Consider the following 20,103-nt stretch of genomic DNA (forward strand, 5'->3'; position numbering starts at 1 on the left):
CAGGCTCATCAAGCAAAAAAGGGAACGTGTTGAACACGTTCCCTTTTTACTGGATCAGCTCCCCTCGGGGCTTAACTGACTGGCATTGGGCAATGCCGGGCTTTTCCATTTGCGGCGGCGTTTTTGTACGCCGGAACGGGGCGGTGAACGTCGCCCATCCTTTTCAGGTCGTCGTCCGTTTCTACGTTGCGACTGAATCGCCAGCACGGCGCGCGATCAGAAAATGCAGCGAAGCAGCCAATACCAATGGTCGCAGTTTTAGCGAGCATGACCCCGATCACTCACTGAACATCTTCCAGGTCGGAAGTGAACCAATCGCGCCCGGATCGGTCACACTGGACCTATGAACGCACCGCCGCTCCTCCCCCCAGAAGCCGCTGCCGCGCCCGCCGAGGACCGGCTGCATCGTCAATTCACCTCCCTGCGCGAGTCGCTGGCGCAGCGTATCGTCGGCCAGTCGGCGTTGGTCGAGCGACTGCTGATTGCCTTGCTGGCCGATGGCCACCTGCTGGTCGAGGGCGCGCCCGGGCTGGCCAAGACCACGGCGATCCGTGCGCTGGCCTCGCGGCTGGAAGCGGATTTTGCGCGGGTGCAGTTCACCCCGGATCTGCTGCCGGCCGATCTGACCGGCACCGAGATCTGGCGCCCGCAGGACAGCCGGTTCGAATTCATGCCGGGGCCGATCTTCCATCCCATCCTGTTGGCCGACGAGATCAACCGCGCGCCGGCCAAGGTGCAGTCGGCCCTGCTCGAGGCGATGGGCGAACGGCAGGTGACCGTGGGCCGGCACACCTATGCGCTGCCGCAGCTATTCCTGGTGATGGCAACGCAGAACCCGATCGAGCAGGAAGGCACCTTTCCGCTACCCGAAGCGCAACTGGACCGCTTCCTGATGCATGTGCGCATCGGATACCCGCAGGCCGACGCCGAGGCGGAGATCCTGCGCCTGGCCCGTGAGGCGGCGCGCGATACGCTGGAAAAACACGAGACCGTCTCCGACAAGATTCCGCTGGAAGATGTGTTCGCGGCCCGGCGAGTGGTGCTGGATGTGCACCTGGCGCCGCAACTGGAACGGTATCTGATCGAGATCGTGCTCGCCTCGCGCGATGCACAGCGCTACGACCCTGCATTGGGGCGGCGCATCGCCTGGGGCGCCAGCCCGCGTGGCTCGATCGCGCTGGAGCGCTGCGCGCGTGCGCGTGCATGGCTGGCCGGGCGCGACTACGTGACGCCGGACGATATCCGCGCCATCGCTCCGGATGTGCTACGCCATCGCGTGTTGCCCAGCTACGAGGCGACTGCCGAAGGCTGGGATGGCGAGCGTCTGGTATCCGCCTTGCTGGAAAAGATCCCTCTGCCCTGATCGGGTAGCGCGTTGCCCAGGTATGCCGTCCTCCCGCCCCACTCCGATGTCTTCGATGCCGTCTCCGCCCCCCGCACATCCCGCCTCGTCCGTTGCCGGCGACGGCCTGCGCCCGAGTCTTGCGGAGCTGATCGCATTGCGTGGCACCGCGCTGCATCGCGGGCAACCCGGACGCGGCCGGCATGGCCTGGTGGGTCCGGTGCCGGCGACCACGCGTGGGCGCGGGATGGAATACGCCGAGTCGCGCGAGTACGTGGCGGGCGATGATGCACGGCATATCGACTGGCGCGTCACTGCGCGTACCGGGCGCGCGCATACCAAGTTGTTCCAGGCCGAGCGCGAGCGCTTGAGCCTGATCGTGGCCGACACCTCGCCGGCGCTCTTCTTCGGTACGCGGGTGCGCTACAAGTCGGTACAGGCGGCGCGCGCCGGGGCAGTGGCGGCGTGGCTGGCACAGCGACAGGGCGACCGCATCGCCGCCTTGCGCGGTACCTCCAGCGAAGCGCCGATTGCGCCGCGGTCGGGGCAGCGTGGCGTGTTGCCGGTGCTGGACGCCCTGGCGCGCTGGTACGCCCAGCCACCGTCCGGCGATGCCGGGCTGGAGGTCGCGCTGGACCATGCCGCGCGCCTGCTGCGTCCCGGTGCGCGGCTGACCGTACTGGCCGATGCGCGCAGTGCTAGCGCGATTTCCGTGACCCGGTGGTCCGGCCTGGCGCTGCATTACGAGGTGGTGGTGATCGTGCTGGTCGATCCGCTGGAGCTGTCGCCACCGGCGCGCGCGCTGAGTTTCGATGTGCGCGGCGAACGCATTGCGCTGGACCTGGCCAGCCAGTCCGCGCGCGCGCGCTGGCAGGCCGAGTTCGTCGCGCCCGTGGAACATCTGGCCGCACTGCTGCGAGCACGCGGCGTGCGCCTGCATCGCCTGTCCACCGAGGATGCCAGCGATGCCTGGCTGGGTGGCGGCCCACCCGTGCGGGGCGCATGACGATGGCACCGCAATCGCTGCCACTGCGTGATGTGCACCTGCCGCCGTCGCCGGGCTGGTGGCCGCTGGCGCCGGGCTGGTGGCTGGTCATCGCGGTTGTCGCGCTGGTGGTGGCCGGTGCTTGGTTCTGGTGGTGGCGCCGTCGCCGCCAGCAACGCCGCTGGTTGGCGGCGTTCGATACCGAGCTGCGCCGCGCGGCGACGCCGGCGCAGCGCCTGGCAACGCTGTCGGCGTTGCTGCGACGTGCCGCGCGCACGGTGGATGCAAACGCCGACCGCCTGCAGGGCGAGGCATGGCTGCAGTTCCTGGACGGCCGCAAGCGCAAGGCGCAGGCGTTTTCGCAGGGGCCGGGCCGCGCGCTGCTGGAAGGTGGTTTCCAGCGCACGCCGGCGGTGGCCGACATCGAGGCCGTCCAGGCGCTGGTGCGGCAACGCTTCCTGTCGCTGATGCGGGGGCGGCGATGAACTGGCTGCAGTGGTCGCAATGGCAGGACGCGCTGGCGCAGTGCGCCTGGCCGTGGGCGTGGTGGCTGATGCCGCTGCCGCTGCTGATGCGGTTCTGGCCGCGCCGCGCCGCCGATGCGGCGGCATTGCGCGTGCCGTATGCCGATCAACTACGCGCGGTCGCGCAGGCGCAGCGTGTGCCCGCGCTTCGCATGCCGCGCTGGTTGGCCTGGCTGGGCTGGTTCCTGCTGTGCGCCGCGTTGGCGCGCCCGCAGCAATTGGGAGAGGTCATCCAGCCGCCGCGTGAGGCGCGGCAGATGATGCTGGCGGTGGACCTGTCCGGCAGCATGAGCGAGCCGGACATGGTGCTGGGCGGCAACGTGGTGGACCGCCTGACTGCGGCCAAGGCGGTGCTGTCGGATTTTCTTGATCGGCGCGATGGCGACCGCGTCGGCCTGTTGGTGTTCGGACAGCGCGCCTATGCGCTGACTCCGCTGACCACGGACCTGACGTCCGTGCGCGACCAACTGGCCGACAGCGTGGTTGGGCTGGCCGGGCGCGAGACCGCCATCGGCGATGCCATTGCGCTGTCGGTCAAGCGGCTGCGCGAGCAGCCACAGGGCCAGCGCGTGGTGGTGCTGCTTACCGACGGCGTCAACACCGCCGGCGTCTTGAATCCCTTGAAGGCGGCCGAACTGGCCAAGGCCGAAGGGGTGCGCGTGCACACGATTGCCTTCGGTGGCAGTGGCGGCTATTCCTTGTTCGGCGTACCGATTCCGGCCGGCGGCAATGACGATATCGATGAGCAGGGGCTGCGCAAGATCGCCGAGCAGACGGGCGGGCGCTTCTTCCGCGCCCGCGATACCGCCGAGCTGGCCGGAATCTACACCGAGCTCGATCGCCTGGAGCCGGTGAAGGCGCTGGGCCCGTCGGTGCAGCCACGCGTGGAGCGCTACTACTGGCCGCTGGGTGCGGCCCTGATGGTGGCGTTGCTGGCGTTCGTGTTGCCACGGAGATGGCAATGACGGTGCTGACCAGCCCACTCGCCGCATTGCATCTCCTGCGTCCGGACTGGCTGTGGGCGCTGATGGCGATCGTGCCGGCGGCGGTGCTGTGGCAATTGCGTCGCCGCAGCGCAAACGCATGGCGGCAGAGCGTGGATGCGCATCTATTGCCTGGCTTGCTGGTCGCCGGTGGCCGACGCGGGTGGCTGGGCTTCGTGCTGGCCGCCTTGACCTACGCGCTTGCGGTGGTGGCGATGAGCGGGCCCAGCTGGCGGCAGACCGAGCGCCCGGTGTTTCATTCGAGCATGCCCCTGGTGATGGTGCTGGATCTGTCCTCCAGCAGCAATGCAACCGATCTGCCGCCATCGCGGCTGCTGCAGGCGCGCGCGAAGCTGGCCACGCTGCTGCGCAAGCGCGCCGGCGGCGATGTCGCGCTGCTGGTGTATGCCGGCGAAAGCTTTACCGTCGCCCCGTTGACCGAAGACGCCAGCAATGTGGCCCTGTTTCTGGACGCGCTCTCGCCATCGGTGATGCCGGTGGATGGCAAACGCGCCGACCGCGCCATCGATGCGGCGACTCGCCTGCTGCAACAGGCCGGCTTCAAGCAGGGCGAGATCCTGCTGCTGAGCGATGGCGCGGACGGTTCGGCAGAAAGTGCGGCGCGCACTGCGCGTGCGCGAGGCTTCCGCGTGTCGGCCCTGGGCGTGGGCGGTGCGCGCGGCGCTGCCTATCGCACCGCAGGTGGCGAGATCGCGCAGGCACGCCTGGACGAATCCGCTCTGCGCGATTTGGCCAGTCAGGGCGGCGGGCGCTATGCGCGAATCACGCCCGATGATGCGGATCTGCAGGCGCTGGGCGTGCTCGATCCCGCGCAACAGTCGTTGGCCGAAGAGACCGCCGACGCCAACGGCGGCAAGACCTGGCTGGACGAAGGCTATTGGCTGGTGCTGCCGGTGATGGCGCTGGCATTGCTTGCATTCCGTCGGCGTGCGGTGGTGGCACTGCTGGCGCTGGTGTGTGTCCTGCCGCTGGCCCAGCCTGCACGGGCAGCCGATGGCACGCTGTGGCAACGCGCCGACCAGGTACAGCAGCAACGCCTGGATGTTGGCGTGCAAGCCTACCGGCGCGGTGATTTCGCCGCCGCGCAAAAAGCCTTCGAACGCGTGCCGACCGACGAAGGTCTCTACAACCTCGGTAATGCACTGGCACGGCAAGGCCGCTACGACGAGGCGATTGCGGCCTACGATCGCGCGCTCGAGCACCATCCGAACCAGGCCGATGCCATCGCCAATCGCGCTGCGGTCGATGCAGCGCGCAAGCGGCAGCAGCAGGGCAACAAGGACGGGCAGGGCAAGTCCAAGGATCAGAATCCATCGGGGCAGGACAAGGCCGGCCAGAACCCGCAGAACACTCGGGGCGCGGGCCAGAATGGACAGCAGCCGCAGGACGCGCAAGGCAATCAGGAGGGCAAGGATCCATCGTCTGCCCCGTCTGGGTCGCAGGATGGAAAGACGCAGGCCCCGCAGTCCAGCGATGGCAAGGGCGAGCCGAACACGCAGGACGCAGCACCGCAGTCGGCCGACGCCAAGGCGCAACAACAGGCCGACCAAGCGCAGCGCCGCAAGATGCAGCAGGCCATGGCGCAGGCCGGCGACAAGGGCGCCGATGCCAAGGGCAGGGCGGAAGCGGCAGTGGCGGACGAAACGCCGGAACAACGCGAACAGCGCCAGGCGGTGGAGGCATGGTTGCGGCGGGTACCGGACGATCCGGGCAGCCTGCTGCGGACCAAATTCAGGCTGGAATACGAACGCAGGCAACGGGACGGACGATGATCGGCACATACCATTTGCGCCGTGTGGCGATCGGCATGCTGAGCAGCGCCGCGCTGGTGTTCTGCGCACCGCTGGGCGCGGTGACGCGCGCCTGGCTGGACCGCGACAGCGTCAATGCCGGTGATGCGGTGACGTTGAACATCGAAACCGATCAGCGCGGTGTCGATCCGGACTACGCGCCATTGCGCAATGACTTCGCACTGGGCGCCAAGAGCGCCAACCAGCAGATGCAGGTGGCCAACGGTGGGGTGACGGTCCGCGCGTTGTTTGGCGTGGTGCTGACGCCGCGCAAGAGCGGTGCGTTGATCGTGCCGGCGATTCGCGTCGGCGGCGAGCGCACCGAGCCGCTGCGGTTGCAGGTGGTGGGCTCGGCGAGCGATGCCGCAGACAGTGGCGCTGGCGCCGCAAGCGGGCCAAGTGCGGCGCAGGGCAACGAAGAGGCCTTCGTCCAGACCCAGGTGGACGACCCGCAGCCCTTCGTGCAGCAAAGCGTAGGCGTGGTGGTGCGCCTGTATTACGCCAACCAGCTGGCCTCCGGCGAGCTGGATCTGGAAGCGCCCGATGGCGCATCGCTGCAACGCATTGGCGATGACGTCAGTTCGGTCAAGCTGGTCAACGGGCGTCAATACAACGTGGTGGAGCGGCGCTACCTGCTGGTGCCCGAGCGCAGCGGGCGTCTGCTGCTGCCCTCGGCGCGCTTCACTGGCCGTGCCGTGGGCGGTTTCTTCGACGATTACTTCGGCCGTGGCAACGGCGAGCTGAGCGCGCGCAGTGCCAGCATTGCGCTGCAGGTGCGGGCGCAGCCGGCCAACGCGCCGCAACCGTGGTTGCCGCTGCGCAGCCTGCAGTTGCGCTACACAGCCACCCCGCAGCGCGCCACTGCCGGCGAGGCCGCGCAGTTCGTGGTGGAGGCCAGTGCACGTGGCGCCACGCAGGCACAGTTCCCGGACCTGCCCACGCCGAGCGTGCCGGATGCACAGGTGTTTGCCGAACCGCCGCAGTACGACGAACGGTTTGTGGACGGTTCGCCGCAGTTGCGGGTGACGCGTCGTTATTCGGTGGTCCCCAATCGCGCCGGGCAACTGGTCATCCCGGGGCTGCAGTTAGCGTGGTGGGACGTCACCGTCGCCGAAGCGCGCACCACGACGTTGCCGGACATCATATTGAAGGTGGCACCCGGTAGCGGCGCTTTTGCAGTCCCCGCCAGTGCGCCAGCACCCAGCCAGCCGACCAACGTCACCGCCCCCCTCGCCGACAACGCGACGCTGCAACGATGGCAGTCGGCGCCGCCACCTTGGGGCTGGATCGGTCTGGCCGCCGGGTTTGCAGCGCTCTGGATCGCAACCCTGCTCTGGGCGCTGCGGCGGCGATCCGGTGTAGGGACGGCATCGCGCCCGGCAGGGGGAGTAGCGCAGGCCTCGGGTCGACGCGCTGCGCGTGGCGTGGCTGAATTGCATCGCGCCCTGGATACCGGCGGCATGGACGATATCGCGACTGTACTGTGTAGCATGGCCGGTGTTGCCGAGATGGATGGCGTGCTGGCTGCGTTGGACGATCCCACCCAGCGTGCCGCCGTGGTCCGCATGCAGCGGGCCCGTTGGGGTGGCGATGGTGATGTGACCGCTGCCCGCGCCGCCTTGCGTGAGGCGTTTGCCAAGGGGCCGCGTTGGCGCAATGCCAGCGCGGCAGAGCCGGACGTGTTGGCGCCGTTGTATCCGCCAGCGCCCTGATCGGCGGCTAGACGACTGCCATCGCCGCGCGGCTCTCTGGATCTTGCGCAGGCACGAAGTCTTGAGGGACGCGCGCAATCACGGGTTGCCGATCCTGGCAGTTATTGCCGGGGAACAGGCGCTTCGAGTGACGCGATGCCGTCGACGATGACGATGTGTGCACTACAACATCCGTCTCGTTGCGCTTTTGCCTGTTGATACGCCTCGGAGTGGTAACACGCTTGCGCCGTGGCGAAATCCTCGAATTCGATGACGACGTGCCGCTGTAACTCCTGGCCCTCCAGCGTGACCGATGGTCCGCCGCGCGCCAGGAATCTGGCTCCGTACTGGGCAAAGGCCGCCGGTGCCAAACTCATGTAGTTCTGGTAGTTGTGCGGATCCAGAACGGTGACGTGGGCAATCCAGTAAGCCGCCATCAGCGGGGTTCTCCTTCAAGAAGGGTGTATGCGATGGCTTGGGCTTCCCTGATGTGTTCGGCCACCCGATCGCGCGCAGCGGCGTCATCGCGCTGTACACAAATTGCCTCGCAGATCGCACGAATTCGTTCGAATCCGGTTTTCTCTCGTGCCGTGTGGGTCATCGTCATCGCACGCAGGCGACTGATACGGCCATTGAGGCGCTGGACAATTTCCCACGCGATAGGGTTGTTGCCTACTCGAAAGATGGTCTCGTACAAGGCAGACAATGCTTCAAGTACGTTTGCGATTTCGGGTGAATCGTACGACAGCCGGAGCCGTTCAAGCGCCTGCATGATGTCACTGGCCGATTCATCGGTGAGGTTTCGCACGCAGTCGGCGACGGCCGCCTGCTCCATCACCATGCGGATCCGGTAGACCTGGTTGGCCACATTCCAGTTGAGCACGGCAACGATCGGGCCTTTTTGAGGAAGTATCTCAACCAGCCCTTCGGCCTGCAGGTAGCGGATGACCTCACGCACCACCGAACGGCTTACACCCAGCTGTTCGCACAAGGTGCGTTCCACCAGCCGTGCCCCCGACGGGAAATAGCCTGTGATGATCGCGTTGCGCAATTTCTCCTGGCATTTCTCCCGAAGTGTCACCGGGGTGTGGTCGATTCTCAGATTCATGATGGTTGGTGCTTCCTCTCAGCTGGCCGTCGCGCATGTCGGGCCGATCTCGTCGCGTTCCAGCGTCTTTGCTATTCAAACACGAATGATGAATAGCAGGCTCGGAAGACTCCGTCGATGCTGTCCGCCGAAGATCGAAAATGAATACGGATAGGTGTTTTGCAAGCCGTTTTCTAGGCATGCTACCGTCCGTTTCACTAGTATACCAACATACGGTACTCCAAAAGATGTCGCCGCTCCGCACACCAGGAAGTTCTCTATGAGCCTGATACGAAAAACCGTTCTCCATATTGAAACCGTCCATGTCGACGGTGGTCGCGTGGCGGCCAAGCCGCTCAAGCTGATTGCCGCCGCAGCGGTGATCCAGAATCCGTGGGCCGGTCGCGGCTATGTGGAGGATCTCTCGCCGGAGATCAGGGCGCTGGGGCCGCAGCTGAGCCAGCACCTCACGAACCTGATCCTGGGCGAGCTCGGCTCCGGCGATGCGGTGGAGGCCTTCGGCAAGAGCGCGTTGGTCGGCTTGAGCGGCGAACTGGAACATGCCTCGGCGCTCATCCACACGCTGCATTTCGGCAACATCTATCGCAACGCGGTCAAGGCAAAGTCCTACTTGGCCTTCACCAACACGCGCGGCCCGGCCAACAGCCCGATCGTGTTGCCGATGATGGACAAGAACGATGAAGGTCGCCGTTCGCACTACCTCACGGTGCAGTTTGCGATTTCCGATGCACCGGCTGCCGACGAACTGGTGATCGTGCTGGGTGCAGCAACCACCGGTCGTCCGCACCATCGCATCGGCGACCGTTATCAGGATCTCAAAGAGCTTGGCCATGACGTCTCGAATCCTGCCGCTGTCTGACGGCCGTCAGGTCCACTATCTGGAGCAGGGAAGGGGGGAACCCCTGGTCCTGGTCCACGGCGTGGGCATGCAGGCCGCCGCATGGGGGCCGCAGATCGACCGCTTTGCCGGCACGTTCCGGGTCGTGGCGGTGGACATGCCCGGCCACGGCCAAAGCAGCCTGTTGCCGGGCGAACCGGCGCTGACCGATTACGTGTCCTGGATGTCGGCGTTCATCAGCGCACTGAATCTGGGCCCGGTGAATCTGGCCGGACATTCGATGGGTGCGTTGATCGCCGCAGGCGTGGCGATCGAGCGACCAGATCTGGTCAAGCGTCTGGCAGTCATCAACGGTGTCCATCTGCGGACCGAGGCGGCCCGTGCGGCGGTGATCGCCCGCTCCAACGAGCTTGTCAGTGGCCGCCTGGATGTCGACACCCCGTTGCAACGCTGGTTCTGCGAAGAATCTACCGACGCTTCGCTGGTCGAGGATGTTCGCAGCTGGCTGGAGAATGTCGACATGCAAGGGTATGCCGCCGCTTACCGGGCATTCGCGCGCGGCGATGCCAGCTACGCAAGTCGCTGGAACGAAGTGACCTGCCCTGCCTTGGCGCTGACCGGCGCCGACGATGGCAATTCCACACCGGCCATGGCCGAAACGATGGCCCGGCTGGCGCGCAATGCCAAGGCCGTGGTCATTCCCGACGAACGCCACATGGTCAATCTGACCGCACCGGCCAAAGTCAACGCGGCAATGGCCGAATGGCTGGAGACCACGACGCGCTGACCACCGGATACACCACTTGAGCCATCGGTTGGAGGGAACATATGGCCATCAATCCAAAAGAACTGAGGGATGCCTTCGGTTCGTTCATGACTGTCGTCACCATCGTGACGACAGTGACCGCCGACGGTGAGCCGATCGGCTTTACCGCCAATTCGTTCAGTTCGGTCTCGCTGGATCCGCCACTGTTGCTGGTCAGCATCGCCTGCATGTCAGGCAACTTCGAGAACTTCACCGGCGCGGAGCGCTTTGCGGTGAACATCCTGGCCGAGGCGCAGACGGAGGCGTCAAACACGTTTGCGCGCCGTCACCCGGACCGCTTCGCTTCGGTTACCTGGTCCAGCAGCGCTCGCGGCAACCCGGTACTCGAGGATGTCAGCGCCTGGTTCGATTGCACCATGCACAAGGTGGTGGAGGCTGGCGACCACGCCATCCTGATTGGACTGGTGGAAGATTTCCATGCCGCTGGCCGGCCAGGGCTAGGTTACTACCGCGGCGGCTATTTCACCCCGGCCAAGATCGCCAGCGAAGTCATCGCCGACGCCAAGATGCTCATCAGCGCGATCATCGCGCACGAAAATCGCGTGTTGCTGGTGGCCGCGCCGTCGGGAGGCTACACGTTGCCGACCGTCGCCACCGGCAACGAAGGCGCCGATGCAGCGCTGGAGCGCATCTTCGCCCGCTACCAGCGTGGGGCCTCGGCCAACTTCGTCTACTCGGTCTACACCGATACCCGGACGCAGCAACAGTTCGTGGCGTTCTTGTGCAGCACCCCCTACGCAAGCGCCACCGACGGCATCTACGTCGAACTCAAGGACGTTCCGGGGCTGGACATTCCAGATGCAGCCATCAAAAGCATGCTGCAACGCTATTGCCGGGAACGCGAGCTGAAAACCTACGGCACCTACTACGGCGACCATACCCACGGGGTGGTCAAAGAACTGATTGGAAGGGAGAGTTGAGATGCGGTTTTCCTTGTTCATCCATATGGAACGGGTTTCGGACCAGCAAGCCCAACAGCAGCTGTACGACGAGATGATTTCGTTGTGCAAGATCGCCGACGAGGGTGGCATGCATGCCATCTGGACCGGCGAGCACCACGGCATGAACTTCACCATTGCCCCTAACCCACTGCTCAACCTCGTCGATCTTGCCAACAAGACCAAGAACGTCCGCCTGGGCACCGGCACTGTGGTGGCCCCGTTCTGGCATCCGATCAAATTGGCCGGCGAAGCGGCCATGACCGACATCATTTCCAATGGCCGGTTGGATCTGGGCATTGCGCGCGGTGCGTACTCGTTCGAGTACGAGCGTCTGATGCCGGGGATGGATGCCTGGGCTGCGGGCCAGCGCTTGCGCGAGCTGATTCCCGCCATCAAGGGGCTGTGGAAGGGCGACTACACCCACGACGGGGAGTTCTGGCAGTTTCCCAAGACGACCTCGGCTCCGTTACCCGTGCAACAGCCACATCCGCTGATCTGGGTGGCCGCGCGCGACCCCAATAGTCACGAATTCGCCGTTCAAAACGGCTGCAATGTGCAGGTCACTCCGCTCCACTTCGGTGACGAGGAAGTGGAAAAGCTGATCGGTCACTTCAATGCGGCCTGTGCCAAATTCACCGAGGTGCCGCGCCCGAAGATCATGCTGCTGCGCCACACTTACGTAGCGGACTCAGAGGCCGATGCCCAACTGGCGGCCGATGAGATCAACGTGTTCTACAACTACTTCGGCGCGTGGTTCATGAACAAGCGCGAGATCAGCCAGGGCTTGATCGCTCCGCTGAGCGAGGAAGAGATCGCCGCCCATCCGATGTACTCGGCCCAGGCCATGCGTCGCAACAACGTCATCGGCGAGCCTGCCGAGGTGATTGCTCGCCTCAAGGCGTACGAGGCGATGGGCTTTGACGAATACGCGTTCTGGATCGACACCGGCATGAGCTTTGAACGAAAGAAAGCCTCGCTATTGCGAATGGTCCGTGACGTGATGCCTGCCTTCCAGGATTGACCATGACCCGTCCATTCGAACTCTACATCGATGGTCACTTCGAGGCTGGGGCGGCCACGTTCGACAGTGTGGACCCTGCCACAGGCGAACCGTGGGCCAGCATGCCCGAGGCGCGTCGCGAGCAGGTGGAGCGTGCCGTCGAGGCGGCCGACCGCGCCCTGCATGCGCCAGCCTGGGCCGGCTTGACCGCCTCCCAGCGCGGCAAGCTGCTGTACCGGCTGGCAGACCTACTGGAGAAGGCGGCACCGGAGCTGGCCGCGATCGAAACGCGCGACACCGGCAAAATCATCCGCGAAACCTGCGGCCAGATTGCCTACATCGCCGAGTACTATCGCTACTACGCCGGCATTGCCGACAAGATCGAAGGCAGCGTCGTGCCAGTGGACAAGCCGGACATGCAGGTCTGGCTGAATCGCGTGCCCATCGGCGTGGTGGCTGCCATCGTGCCATGGAACAGCCAGCTGTTCCTTTCGGCAGTGAAGCTGGGTCCGGCACTGGCCGTCGGCTGCACGGTGGTGCTGAAAGCCTCGGAAGACGCGCCGGCACCGCTGCTGGCCTTCGCGCAGTTGCTGCACGACGCCGGTTTTCCACCGGGCGTGGTGAATGTCATCACCGGCTTCGGCCCGGAATGCGGCGCGGTGCTCAGCGCGCATCCCACAGTGGCCCAGATTGCCTTTACCGGAGGCCCGGCAACGGCACGGCATATCGTGGGCAACAGCCAGAACAACCTGGCCCGTGTTTCGCTGGAACTGGGGGGCAAATCGCCGTTCGTGGTGTTCGACGATGCTGACCTGGAAAGTGCAGTGAACGCGCAGTTGGCGGCGATTTTTGCGGCCAGTGGACAGAGCTGCGTGGCCGGTTCCCGGCTGCTCGTCCATGCCGACATCAAGAACGCCTTCCTGGCCAAACTGCTGGAGAAAGTGGCTGCCATTACCATCGGCGCCCCCGGCGAAGCCGACACCGAGTTCGGCCCGCTATGCACTGCGCGCCAGTTGCAGCACATCGGACAGGTGCTTGCCTCCTCCCTGCAGCAGGGGGGCAGGTTGCTCTGCGGTGGCACCCGCCTCGAACGACCGGGCTATTACTTCCCGCCCACCATTCTTGATTGCAGCCACACCCCGCAGGCAGACAGCATCACCACCGAGCTGTTCGGACCGGTGCTGTCGGTCGATGTCTTCCGCAGCGAGGAGGAGGCAGTGGCCAAGGCCAACGGAACCTCGTTCGGACTGGCCGCCGGCATCTTCACCCGCGACCTGAGCCGCGCCCACCGTTTGAGCCGTTCGATCCACTCCGGCGTGGTCTGGATCAATACGTACCGCGCGATCTCTCCGTTGGCCCCGTTTGGCGGCTTCGGCCTCTCCGGTCACGGCCGGGAGGGTGGCGCGGCGGCGGCCCTGGAATACACCACCACCAAGACGGTGTGGTTACGCACCTCCGATACGCCCATGGATGACCCCTTCGTGATGCGCTAGGGCGCTGTGCTCTTCCGCATTGGCGGCACTCCAACGCGTCACCCGCCGGCACTGCCCGCCTTCCCCCCTCGATGGGCGTTGCAGTGCTCCCAAACTGATGACTGAATCGGTCCACATCCGCGCAGAGTGTCTGCGGGTGGCGTGGTCGATCCTGCCCAAGGATCAACGAACATGAGCATCGCAGACAAGCAAGACGGCGTTTTCGCCATCGAGGGTCACTCCATCGGCTACATCCCGGACCAGCAGCGCCACGGGAATCCCCGTGACCTGTTCACCCTCTGGTTCTGTACCAACATCGCGCCGTTGGCGGTCATCACCGGAGCGATGTCCATCCTGACCTTCAAGTTGGATGTGGTCAGCGCGATCACCGCCATCGTGGCCGGCCACCTGTTCGGTGCCATCGTCCTGGCGCTGGCATCGGCACAAGGTCCGCTGGCGGGCATTCCGCAGATGATCCAGAGCCGCGCGCAGTTCGGTCGCTTCGGTTCGTTGCTGGTGGTGGGCTTCACCACGCTCATCTACCTGGGTTACTTCATCTCCAACATCATCCTGTCCGGCAAGACGCTGCACACGGTGATCCCCGCCATCCCCGTGCCGTTGGCGACCGTGCTGGGAGCGGCCCTGGCGACCGTCATCGGTATCATCGGCTACACCTTCATTCACAGCTTCAACCGGATCGGCATCTGGTTCATGGGCGGGGCGCTGGTCATCGGCCTGGCCATCATGGTGCCCAACCTCAGCGCCGATACGCTGAGTCAAGGTGGCTTCACGCCAGCCGGCTGGGTTTCCATGTTCGGCATCGGCTGCGTGTGGCAGATCAGCTTCTCTCCCTACACCTCGGATTATTCGCGCGCATTGCCGCGCAGCGTGGGCGTGTTCAAGCCCTTCATCTACACCTATCTTGGCGCATCGCTTGGGCCCATCCTGGCCTTCACCTTCGGCATGTTGGCAGTCAGCGGAGGTGGCCAGACCGATGCCATGGAGGCCGTGCGCATCCATACCGGCGGCTTCGGCTACGTGCTGATGATCCTGTTCCTGGTCAACATCATCGGTCACAACGCAATGAACCTGTATGGCGCGGTGCTGTCCTGCGTGACTTCATTGCAGACCTTCTCGCCCATGTGGACACCGGGGCGTCTGGCGCGGATCACGCTGTCGTGCGTGCTGCTGGCCGTGTCCACGATATGTGCGTTGTGGGCGTCGTCCAACTTCATCGAGATCTTCATCAACGCCGTGTTCGCGCTGCTGTTCATCCTCGCCCCGTGGGTGTCGATCAACTTGCTGGACTTCTACGTGGTCAACCGTGGCAAGTACGACATCGCCTCGATCTTCGCGCGTGACGGCGGTCGTTACGGCCTGTTCAACGGCAAGGCGATGACGGCCTATGTCATCGGTACGCTGGTGCAGGTTCCTTTCATCAGCAACACCTTCTTCCAGGGGCCGTGGGCCAGCCTGTTCGGTGGGGTGGACGTTTCCTGGATCGTCGGCCTGATCGTCAGCGCGATCTGCTATGCGCTGCTCGTGGTGCGCAGTCCACGCCACGCCAACATTCCAGTCAACTGAGCGCTGCACGCGCACTGCCACGCGCGCTGTGGCTTGCCCATTCTACGAGGTCGCAATGGACGTTCAATCGTTCGCCCTGTTCCACCAGAAGGCCCTGATCGCCGGTGCATGGTGCGCCGCCGACAATGGCCAGACCGACGACATTTTCAACCCCGCTACCCAAGGCGTGATCGGCACGGTACCGCGCATGGCTGGTGAGGAGACCCGGCGTGCCATCGCATTGGCGCAAGCGCAGTGGCCGCAATGGCGCAGCCGCACGGCGCGGGAGCGTTCGGACATCCTCAAGCGCTGGTTCCAGCTGATGGTCGATCATGCCGACGAACTGGCGGCCATTCTCACATTGGAACAGGGCAAGCCGCTTGCCGAGGCGCGTGCCGAGGTCGTGTACGCGGCCAGTTTCGTGGAATGGTTTGCCGAAGAAGCCAAACGCGTCTACGGCGACATCATTCCCAGTCCGCATGGCGACGCACGCATCATGGTGACCAAGCAGCCCATCGGCGTGGTCGCAGCGATCACGCCGTGGAATTTCCCTGCCGCGATGATTACCCGCAAGCTGGCTCCGGCACTCGCGGCTGGGTGCCCTTGCATCGTCAAGCCTGCGGCTGAAACACCGTACACCGCGCTGGCACTGGCCGACCTGGCCCTGCAGGCGGGAGTGCCGCCGGCGATGCTCAGCGTGGTCACCGGCGACGCACAAGCCATCGGCGAAGCGTTCTTCGAAAGTACCGATGTGCGCAAGTTCACCTTCACCGGCTCCACTCCCATTGGGCGTCTGTTGTATGGCAAGGCCGCCAAGACCATCAAGAAGGTCTCGCTGGAGTTGGGTGGCAATGCGCCCTTCATCGTGTTCGACGATGCGGACATCCCGGCCGCCGTCGATGGCGCCATGCTGGCCAAGTTTCGCAATGCCGGCCAGACCTGCGTCTGCGTGAACCGCTTCCTGGTGCAGGATGCCGTCTACGACGTCTTTCTGAGCGCGCTGCAGGCGCGCATCAGCGCGCTCAAGGTTGGCGCCGGTGAGGATGCCGACACCGACGTGGGCCCACTGATCAATCCGGCAGCAGTGGCCAAGGTGCAGTCGCATGTGGATGACGCGCTGGCCAAAGGCGGGCGGCTGCTCGCGGGCGGGCACGTCTTGCCGGCCGGTGAATGTTTCTACGCGCCGACCCTGATTGCCGACGCGGTCGCGGACATGCAGGTCGCCCGTGATGAAACCTTCGGCCCGCTGGCGGCGGTCTTCCGCTTCCACACTGAAAGCGAGGCCGTGGCACTGGCCAACGATACCGATTCAGGCTTGGCCGCCTACTGCTATACCCGCGATCTGGACCGCGCCTGGCGCATGAGTGAGCAACTGGACTACGGCATGGTTGGCATCAACCGTGCCGCCATCTCCAACGAGGTTGCGCCGTTCGGCGGCATCAAGCAGTCCGGCCTGGGGCGCGAAGGATCCAAGTACGGTATCGAAGACTTCCTTGACATCAAGTACACCATCTTCGGAGGCATGACAGCATGAACGACGCACGATTTGAGAAAGGCCTGCAGATTCGACGTGAAGTGCTGGGCGATGCTTATGTGGATCGTGCGTTGGCACAGGCCGATGCCTTCAGCCAGCCGCTGCAGGAACTGGTCACGGAATATTGCTGGGGCACGGTATGGGCGCGCAGCGATCTGGCCCGCTCCGAGCGGAGTCTCATCAACCTGGCGATGATTTCCGCCTTGAACCGGCCGCACGAGCTGAAGATCCACGTGAAAGGCGCACTGCGCAATGGCGTCCCCCGCGAAAAAATCCGTGAAGCGCTGCTGCAGGTAGCGGTCTACTGCGGCGTGCCGGCGGCCGTGGATAGCTTCCGCATCGCCCGGGAAGCGATCGCCGAGTTCGATACGGCTGACCCGGCGTAAACGCGGCATTCCCTCATGCAGTGGCCTTGCCGCCGTGACGGGCGGAGGGGCTGCGGTTGCCTTCCGTCTGCACGCCTGTCCGGGAATCTCAACATGGCCATTGCTCATCGTTTTGCTTTGCCCTCCCGCCTGCCATTGCGCTTGTGCGCGAGTGCCCTGGCAGTGGCTTTGGTGTGTTCTGCCAGCGTGCAAGCACAGACAGTGGAATATGCGGCTCCAGCGACCGTGGCGCCGGCTGGCTGGACGGCCGGTGCGGTGTTGCGCGCACGTTGGGACGTGCGTTTCAACGACGTCGGCGGCGGCGGCCAACGGCGGACCTCCGATCATCTTTCGTTCGACACCTTCATCCTGAAGGCCGACTTCGACGGCCGCGATTATTTTGCGTCAGCGCAGTACCGGTTCTATGGCGGAAGCTTTCTGTATCCAACCACCTCCGGCTATCGCAACTATCCAGGCGAGGTGGGTTTCCCGCTGCAGGCGTACGCCGGTCGCCGGCTTGCCAATGGCGATCGCATCGCGGTAGGCCTGCCGCCGGTGGTACTGGACGATCAGTACTGGGGTGCGCAGGTGTTGGGTAGCATTGGATTCGTGATCGGTCTTGAAGAGGTGTATGCCCCGGGCATCACCTACAAGCACGACGGGCCAGGGTATCGCCTGTCCACCGGCTATTACCCGATCTCCACGCCGAACGGCAAGGGTCTCAGCCGCGATGGTGCCCGCTACTCCACCACGTTCGTGCAGGCCGACGGTTACGTACCCGATGGGACGAATACCTCCGAACGCGATCTGCTGGCCGCCACCTACGATTGGGATGTAGCCAGTGGTTGCGATGCGAAACTCACTGCCGCAGTGTCCGGCCTGCACTCCCGGCTGGTGGACGAAAGCGGGCTCGGTCATCGCGATGGTCAGCGTTTGGCGTATGCCGCCAGTCTCAAGCTGGTGGCCACGTCCTGGAGCGCGAAGTTGCTTGCCGCGCGCCAGCAAATCAACCTGTCGGGAGTGCGGAACCCTGACATTGTGACCGTCGGCGGCTTCGATGCGTCGTACAACATCGCAACCTGCGGAACCGTGGTGTTTGCGGAATTTGGCATGCCGGTCACCCTGGGGAGCGAATCGTTCAACACGTACGCCAGCTATTCACGCTTCTTCAAGGACCGGGCCGCGTTCCAGGACAGCGAGCGCTTGACGCTGGGGATTGCCTGGAAGCGCGCTGCGTTGCAGATTTCCACCGAGCTACTGGTTGGGCGCAACGATCCCTTCGTCGGTGCCGGCCAATACCTCGGCGGTGCAGCGCAAGGCGGCGACGGCCGGACGAAGACATCCATTTTCTCGATCATTGGCTACCACTTCTAGAGCGGCCAAGCCCCCTGCTGCGCCGCCGCCAGGCAGGCGTGGCCGGTGTCCGGGATCGGCATCTACCACGGGTCTGCTGCAGGCCCTGCGCGCCATCCAGGCCAGCGGACGACTGCCTGCGATGAGAGGCCGACTGCGATTGCTCGCGCGGCGGTCTACGCCAGGCCGAACCAACCAAGGCAGCCGGGTAGTCGCCAGTATGTTCAGCATCCAGACGGAATTGTGGGGTTGCCTATCGCCCCGCAAAACTCGCGCAGCGGGCCATCCACGCGTGGTCGCACCGATGGCGTTTGTTAAGCTCCAGTCTTTGTGTTCAGATCAAGGCCGACCAGATGACTGCATCCCCTGCCGCACGCCGCCCGGGCCTGCCCCTGCACTGGAAGATGGGCATTGGCTTTGCCGTGGGCCTGGTGCTGGGGCTGGCGGTCTACTATCTGGCCGGTAGCGACGCCGACTGGGTGCGCCTGGCGACCAAGTACGTCACCACGCCGTTTTCGCAGGTTTTCCTCAATCTGATCTTCATGCTGATCGTGCCGTTGCTGTTTTCGGCACTGGTGATGGGCATCTCCGACATGGGCGACATCCGCGCGCTGGGCCGCGTGGGCTGGCGCACCCTGGGCTACACCGTCGTGCTGTCTGGCATTGCAGTGCTGCTCGGTTTGGTGCTGGTCAATGTGCTCAAGCCCGGTGCGGGGGTGGACCCGCAACTGGCCAATCAGCTGATCCAGGAAAATGCCGAGCGCACCCGCGAGATCATTTCCAGCTCCGGCACCCAGCCGCAGGGCATGGACATGCTGTTGTCGATCGTGCCCAGCAACGTGATTGCCGCCGCGTCCAGCAATGGCGCCATCCTGTCGCTGATGTTCTTTGCAGTGATGTTCGGCGTGGGCATGGTGCTGAGCGCCGATGAAAAGGTCGCCACGCTGCGGCGCGGGATCGAAGGCGTCTTCGAGATCTCGATGACCCTGATCGGCCTGGTGATCCGCCTGGCGCCGTATGCGGTGGCCTGCTTCATGTTCAATCTTGCCGCGCTGTTTGGCTTCGACCTGCTGATCCGTCTGGGCGCCTACGTGGGCGTGGTCGTGCTGGCGTTGGGGCTGCACATGGTGGTGAGCTACGGGCTGGCGGTGAAGTTTGCCGGGCGCTCGCCGTTGGGCTTCTTCAAGCAGACCCAGGAAGCCACGTTGATGGCGTTCTCCACGGCGTCCAGCAACGCCACCTTGCCCACCGCCCTGCGCGTGGCCGACGAGATGGGCCTGCCGCCGCGGGTGTCGCGCTTCGTGCTGACGGTGGGCGCCACCGCCAACCAGAACGGCACCGCGTTGTTCGAGGGCGTGACGGTGATCTTCCTGGCGCAGTTCTTCAACGTGGACTTGAGCCTCGGCCAGCAATTCATGGTGATGCTGGTCTGCATCCTGGGCGGCATCGGCACCGCCGGCGTGCCCTCCGGCTCGCTGCCGGTGGTGGCGCTGATCTGCGCGATGGTGGGGGTCAACCCGGTGGGCATCGGCATGATCCTGGGCGTCAACCACTTCCTGGACATGTGCCGCACGGCCTTGAACGTGACCGGGGATCTGGCGCTGACGACCCTGGTGGCCAAGGGCGAGGAATAGGGAATCGGGAATCGAGAATCGAGAATCGAGAATCGGTAAAAGCGGGCTGGCGCGAAGGTGAGCCCATCGACCAACCCGCAACGCTGCATCCGATTCCCGATTCCCGATTCCCGATTCCCGTAACGCTGTGTAT

At 64.8% G+C, this 20,103-nt stretch carries 19 protein-coding genes; 17 read left to right on the forward strand and 2 right to left on the reverse strand.

Annotated features, from left to right (window positions below; translation table 11 throughout):
• The 7 genes from XcuCFBP2542_RS19365 to XcuCFBP2542_RS09640 form a co-directional block, all read left to right on the forward strand.
• On the forward strand, nucleotides 1-347 hold a 347-nt coding region (locus XcuCFBP2542_RS19365), incomplete at its 5' end, for a hypothetical protein (protein WP_211292992.1).
• The gene (locus XcuCFBP2542_RS09615) at nucleotides 344-1,363 is read left to right on the forward strand and encodes an AAA family ATPase (protein WP_104603364.1); all 1,020 of its coding nucleotides are present in this window, start codon (nucleotides 344-346) and stop codon (nucleotides 1,361-1,363) included. The genes XcuCFBP2542_RS19365 and XcuCFBP2542_RS09615, both read left to right, overlap by 4 nt.
• A 22-nt stretch (nucleotides 1,364-1,385) precedes the next feature.
• A complete protein-coding gene (locus tag XcuCFBP2542_RS09620; RefSeq protein ID WP_104603365.1) occupies nucleotides 1,386-2,348 on the forward strand; it encodes a DUF58 domain-containing protein in 963 nt (320 codons plus the stop codon).
• Between the two features lie 2 nt (nucleotides 2,349-2,350).
• A complete protein-coding gene (locus XcuCFBP2542_RS09625; RefSeq protein ID WP_104603434.1) occupies nucleotides 2,351-2,812 on the forward strand; it encodes a DUF4381 domain-containing protein in 462 nt (153 codons plus the stop codon).
• Nucleotides 2,809-3,816, forward strand: a complete 1,008-nt coding sequence (locus tag XcuCFBP2542_RS09630) for a vWA domain-containing protein (protein WP_104603366.1) — start codon at nucleotides 2,809-2,811, stop codon at nucleotides 3,814-3,816. The genes XcuCFBP2542_RS09625 and XcuCFBP2542_RS09630 overlap by 4 nt, the downstream gene beginning before the upstream one ends.
• On the forward strand, nucleotides 3,807-5,627 hold the full coding sequence (locus tag XcuCFBP2542_RS09635; protein ID WP_104603367.1) for a VWA domain-containing protein: 1,821 nt from the start codon (nucleotides 3,807-3,809) through the stop codon (nucleotides 5,625-5,627). The genes XcuCFBP2542_RS09630 and XcuCFBP2542_RS09635 overlap by 10 nt, the downstream gene beginning before the upstream one ends.
• A complete protein-coding gene (locus XcuCFBP2542_RS09640; RefSeq protein ID WP_104603368.1) occupies nucleotides 5,624-7,357 on the forward strand; it encodes a BatD family protein in 1,734 nt (577 codons plus the stop codon). The genes XcuCFBP2542_RS09635 and XcuCFBP2542_RS09640 overlap by 4 nt, the downstream gene beginning before the upstream one ends.
• 101 nt (nucleotides 7,358-7,458) lie before the next feature.
• On the opposite strand, the gene XcuCFBP2542_RS09645 is transcribed toward XcuCFBP2542_RS09640, so the two are convergent.
• Nucleotides 7,459-7,773 (reverse strand): DUF1330 domain-containing protein, encoded by a 315-nt coding sequence (locus tag XcuCFBP2542_RS09645; RefSeq protein WP_104603369.1) that lies wholly within the window; start codon nucleotides 7,771-7,773, stop codon nucleotides 7,459-7,461.
• The gene (locus tag XcuCFBP2542_RS09650) at nucleotides 7,773-8,444 is read right to left on the reverse strand and encodes a GntR family transcriptional regulator (protein ID WP_104603370.1); all 672 of its coding nucleotides are present in this window, start codon (nucleotides 8,442-8,444) and stop codon (nucleotides 7,773-7,775) included. Before XcuCFBP2542_RS09650 ends, XcuCFBP2542_RS09645 begins: the two co-directional genes overlap by 1 nt.
• Before the next feature lie 259 nt (nucleotides 8,445-8,703).
• Between XcuCFBP2542_RS09650 and XcuCFBP2542_RS09655 the strand changes: the two genes are divergently transcribed.
• The 10 genes from XcuCFBP2542_RS09655 (at nucleotide 8,704) to XcuCFBP2542_RS09700 (ending at nucleotide 19,970) form a co-directional block, all read left to right on the forward strand.
• Nucleotides 8,704-9,303, forward strand: coding sequence for an amino acid synthesis family protein (locus XcuCFBP2542_RS09655; RefSeq protein ID WP_104603371.1), 600 nt, complete (start codon nucleotides 8,704-8,706; stop codon nucleotides 9,301-9,303).
• A complete protein-coding gene (locus XcuCFBP2542_RS09660) occupies nucleotides 9,275-10,069 on the forward strand; it encodes an alpha/beta fold hydrolase (RefSeq protein ID WP_104603372.1) in 795 nt (264 codons plus the stop codon). Before XcuCFBP2542_RS09655 ends, XcuCFBP2542_RS09660 begins: the two co-directional genes overlap by 29 nt.
• Nucleotides 10,070-10,110: 41 nt before the next feature.
• Complete coding sequence (locus XcuCFBP2542_RS09665) at nucleotides 10,111-11,028, forward strand: flavin reductase family protein (RefSeq protein ID WP_104603373.1); 918 nt, start codon at nucleotides 10,111-10,113, stop codon at nucleotides 11,026-11,028.
• A gap of 1 nt (nucleotide 11,029) precedes the next feature.
• Nucleotides 11,030-12,070: an LLM class flavin-dependent oxidoreductase gene (locus XcuCFBP2542_RS09670; protein ID WP_104603374.1), complete on the forward strand. Its 1,041-nt coding sequence runs from the start codon at nucleotides 11,030-11,032 to the stop codon at nucleotides 12,068-12,070.
• 2 nt (nucleotides 12,071-12,072) lie between these two features.
• Nucleotides 12,073-13,542 carry an aldehyde dehydrogenase gene (locus tag XcuCFBP2542_RS09675; protein ID WP_104603375.1) on the forward strand — a complete coding sequence of 490 codons (1,470 nt, stop codon included), beginning with the start codon at nucleotides 12,073-12,075 and terminating at the stop codon, nucleotides 13,540-13,542.
• A 171-nt stretch (nucleotides 13,543-13,713) separates the two neighbouring features.
• A complete protein-coding gene (locus XcuCFBP2542_RS09680; RefSeq protein WP_104603376.1) occupies nucleotides 13,714-15,105 on the forward strand; it encodes a purine-cytosine permease family protein in 1,392 nt (463 codons plus the stop codon).
• A 55-nt stretch (nucleotides 15,106-15,160) separates the two neighbouring features.
• Nucleotides 15,161-16,618 (forward strand): NAD-dependent succinate-semialdehyde dehydrogenase, encoded by a 1,458-nt coding sequence (locus tag XcuCFBP2542_RS09685; RefSeq protein WP_104603377.1) that lies wholly within the window; start codon nucleotides 15,161-15,163, stop codon nucleotides 16,616-16,618.
• A complete protein-coding gene (gene pcaC / locus XcuCFBP2542_RS09690; RefSeq protein ID WP_104603378.1) occupies nucleotides 16,615-17,004 on the forward strand; it encodes a 4-carboxymuconolactone decarboxylase in 390 nt (129 codons plus the stop codon). Before XcuCFBP2542_RS09685 ends, pcaC begins: the two co-directional genes overlap by 4 nt.
• Nucleotides 17,005-17,097: 93 nt before the next feature.
• Nucleotides 17,098-18,357: a hypothetical protein gene (locus tag XcuCFBP2542_RS09695; RefSeq protein ID WP_158251445.1), complete on the forward strand. Its 1,260-nt coding sequence runs from the start codon at nucleotides 17,098-17,100 to the stop codon at nucleotides 18,355-18,357.
• Nucleotides 18,358-18,689: 332 nt separating this feature from the next.
• Complete coding sequence (locus XcuCFBP2542_RS09700; protein ID WP_104603380.1) at nucleotides 18,690-19,970, forward strand: dicarboxylate/amino acid:cation symporter; 1,281 nt, start codon at nucleotides 18,690-18,692, stop codon at nucleotides 19,968-19,970.
• The last annotated feature ends 133 nt before the right edge of the window (nucleotides 19,971-20,103 follow it).

This window comes from Xanthomonas cucurbitae, from assembly GCF_002939885.1.
Taxonomy (GTDB): Bacteria; Pseudomonadota; Gammaproteobacteria; order Xanthomonadales; family Xanthomonadaceae; genus Xanthomonas; species Xanthomonas cucurbitae.

What these genes read in the sequence shown, in the direction of transcription:
- XcuCFBP2542_RS09615 (WP_104603364.1), top strand. Translation starts at nt 344, where the DNA reads ATGAACGCACCGCCGCTCCTCCCCCCAGAAGCCGCTGCCGCGCCCGCC.
- XcuCFBP2542_RS09620 (WP_104603365.1), top strand. Translation starts at nt 1,386, where the DNA reads ATGCCGTCCTCCCGCCCCACTCCGATGTCTTCGATGCCGTCTCCGCCC.
- XcuCFBP2542_RS09625 (WP_104603434.1), top strand. Translation starts at nt 2,351, where the DNA reads ATGGCACCGCAATCGCTGCCACTGCGTGATGTGCACCTGCCGCCGTCG.
- XcuCFBP2542_RS09630 (WP_104603366.1), top strand. Translation starts at nt 2,809, where the DNA reads ATGAACTGGCTGCAGTGGTCGCAATGGCAGGACGCGCTGGCGCAGTGC.
- XcuCFBP2542_RS09635 (WP_104603367.1), top strand. Translation starts at nt 3,807, where the DNA reads ATGGCAATGACGGTGCTGACCAGCCCACTCGCCGCATTGCATCTCCTG.
- XcuCFBP2542_RS09640 (WP_104603368.1), top strand. Translation starts at nt 5,624, where the DNA reads ATGATCGGCACATACCATTTGCGCCGTGTGGCGATCGGCATGCTGAGC.
- XcuCFBP2542_RS09645 (WP_104603369.1), bottom strand. Translation starts at nt 7,773, where the DNA reads ATGGCGGCTTACTGGATTGCCCACGTCACCGTTCTGGATCCGCACAAC.
- XcuCFBP2542_RS09650 (WP_104603370.1), bottom strand. Translation starts at nt 8,444, where the DNA reads ATGAATCTGAGAATCGACCACACCCCGGTGACACTTCGGGAGAAATGC.
- XcuCFBP2542_RS09655 (WP_104603371.1), top strand. Translation starts at nt 8,704, where the DNA reads ATGAGCCTGATACGAAAAACCGTTCTCCATATTGAAACCGTCCATGTC.
- XcuCFBP2542_RS09660 (WP_104603372.1), top strand. Translation starts at nt 9,275, where the DNA reads ATGACGTCTCGAATCCTGCCGCTGTCTGACGGCCGTCAGGTCCACTAT.
- XcuCFBP2542_RS09665 (WP_104603373.1), top strand. Translation starts at nt 10,111, where the DNA reads ATGGCCATCAATCCAAAAGAACTGAGGGATGCCTTCGGTTCGTTCATG.
- XcuCFBP2542_RS09670 (WP_104603374.1), top strand. Translation starts at nt 11,030, where the DNA reads ATGCGGTTTTCCTTGTTCATCCATATGGAACGGGTTTCGGACCAGCAA.
- XcuCFBP2542_RS09675 (WP_104603375.1), top strand. Translation starts at nt 12,073, where the DNA reads ATGACCCGTCCATTCGAACTCTACATCGATGGTCACTTCGAGGCTGGG.
- XcuCFBP2542_RS09680 (WP_104603376.1), top strand. Translation starts at nt 13,714, where the DNA reads ATGAGCATCGCAGACAAGCAAGACGGCGTTTTCGCCATCGAGGGTCAC.
- XcuCFBP2542_RS09685 (WP_104603377.1), top strand. Translation starts at nt 15,161, where the DNA reads ATGGACGTTCAATCGTTCGCCCTGTTCCACCAGAAGGCCCTGATCGCC.
- pcaC (WP_104603378.1), top strand. Translation starts at nt 16,615, where the DNA reads ATGAACGACGCACGATTTGAGAAAGGCCTGCAGATTCGACGTGAAGTG.
- XcuCFBP2542_RS09695 (WP_158251445.1), top strand. Translation starts at nt 17,098, where the DNA reads ATGGCCATTGCTCATCGTTTTGCTTTGCCCTCCCGCCTGCCATTGCGC.
- XcuCFBP2542_RS09700 (WP_104603380.1), top strand. Translation starts at nt 18,690, where the DNA reads ATGACTGCATCCCCTGCCGCACGCCGCCCGGGCCTGCCCCTGCACTGG.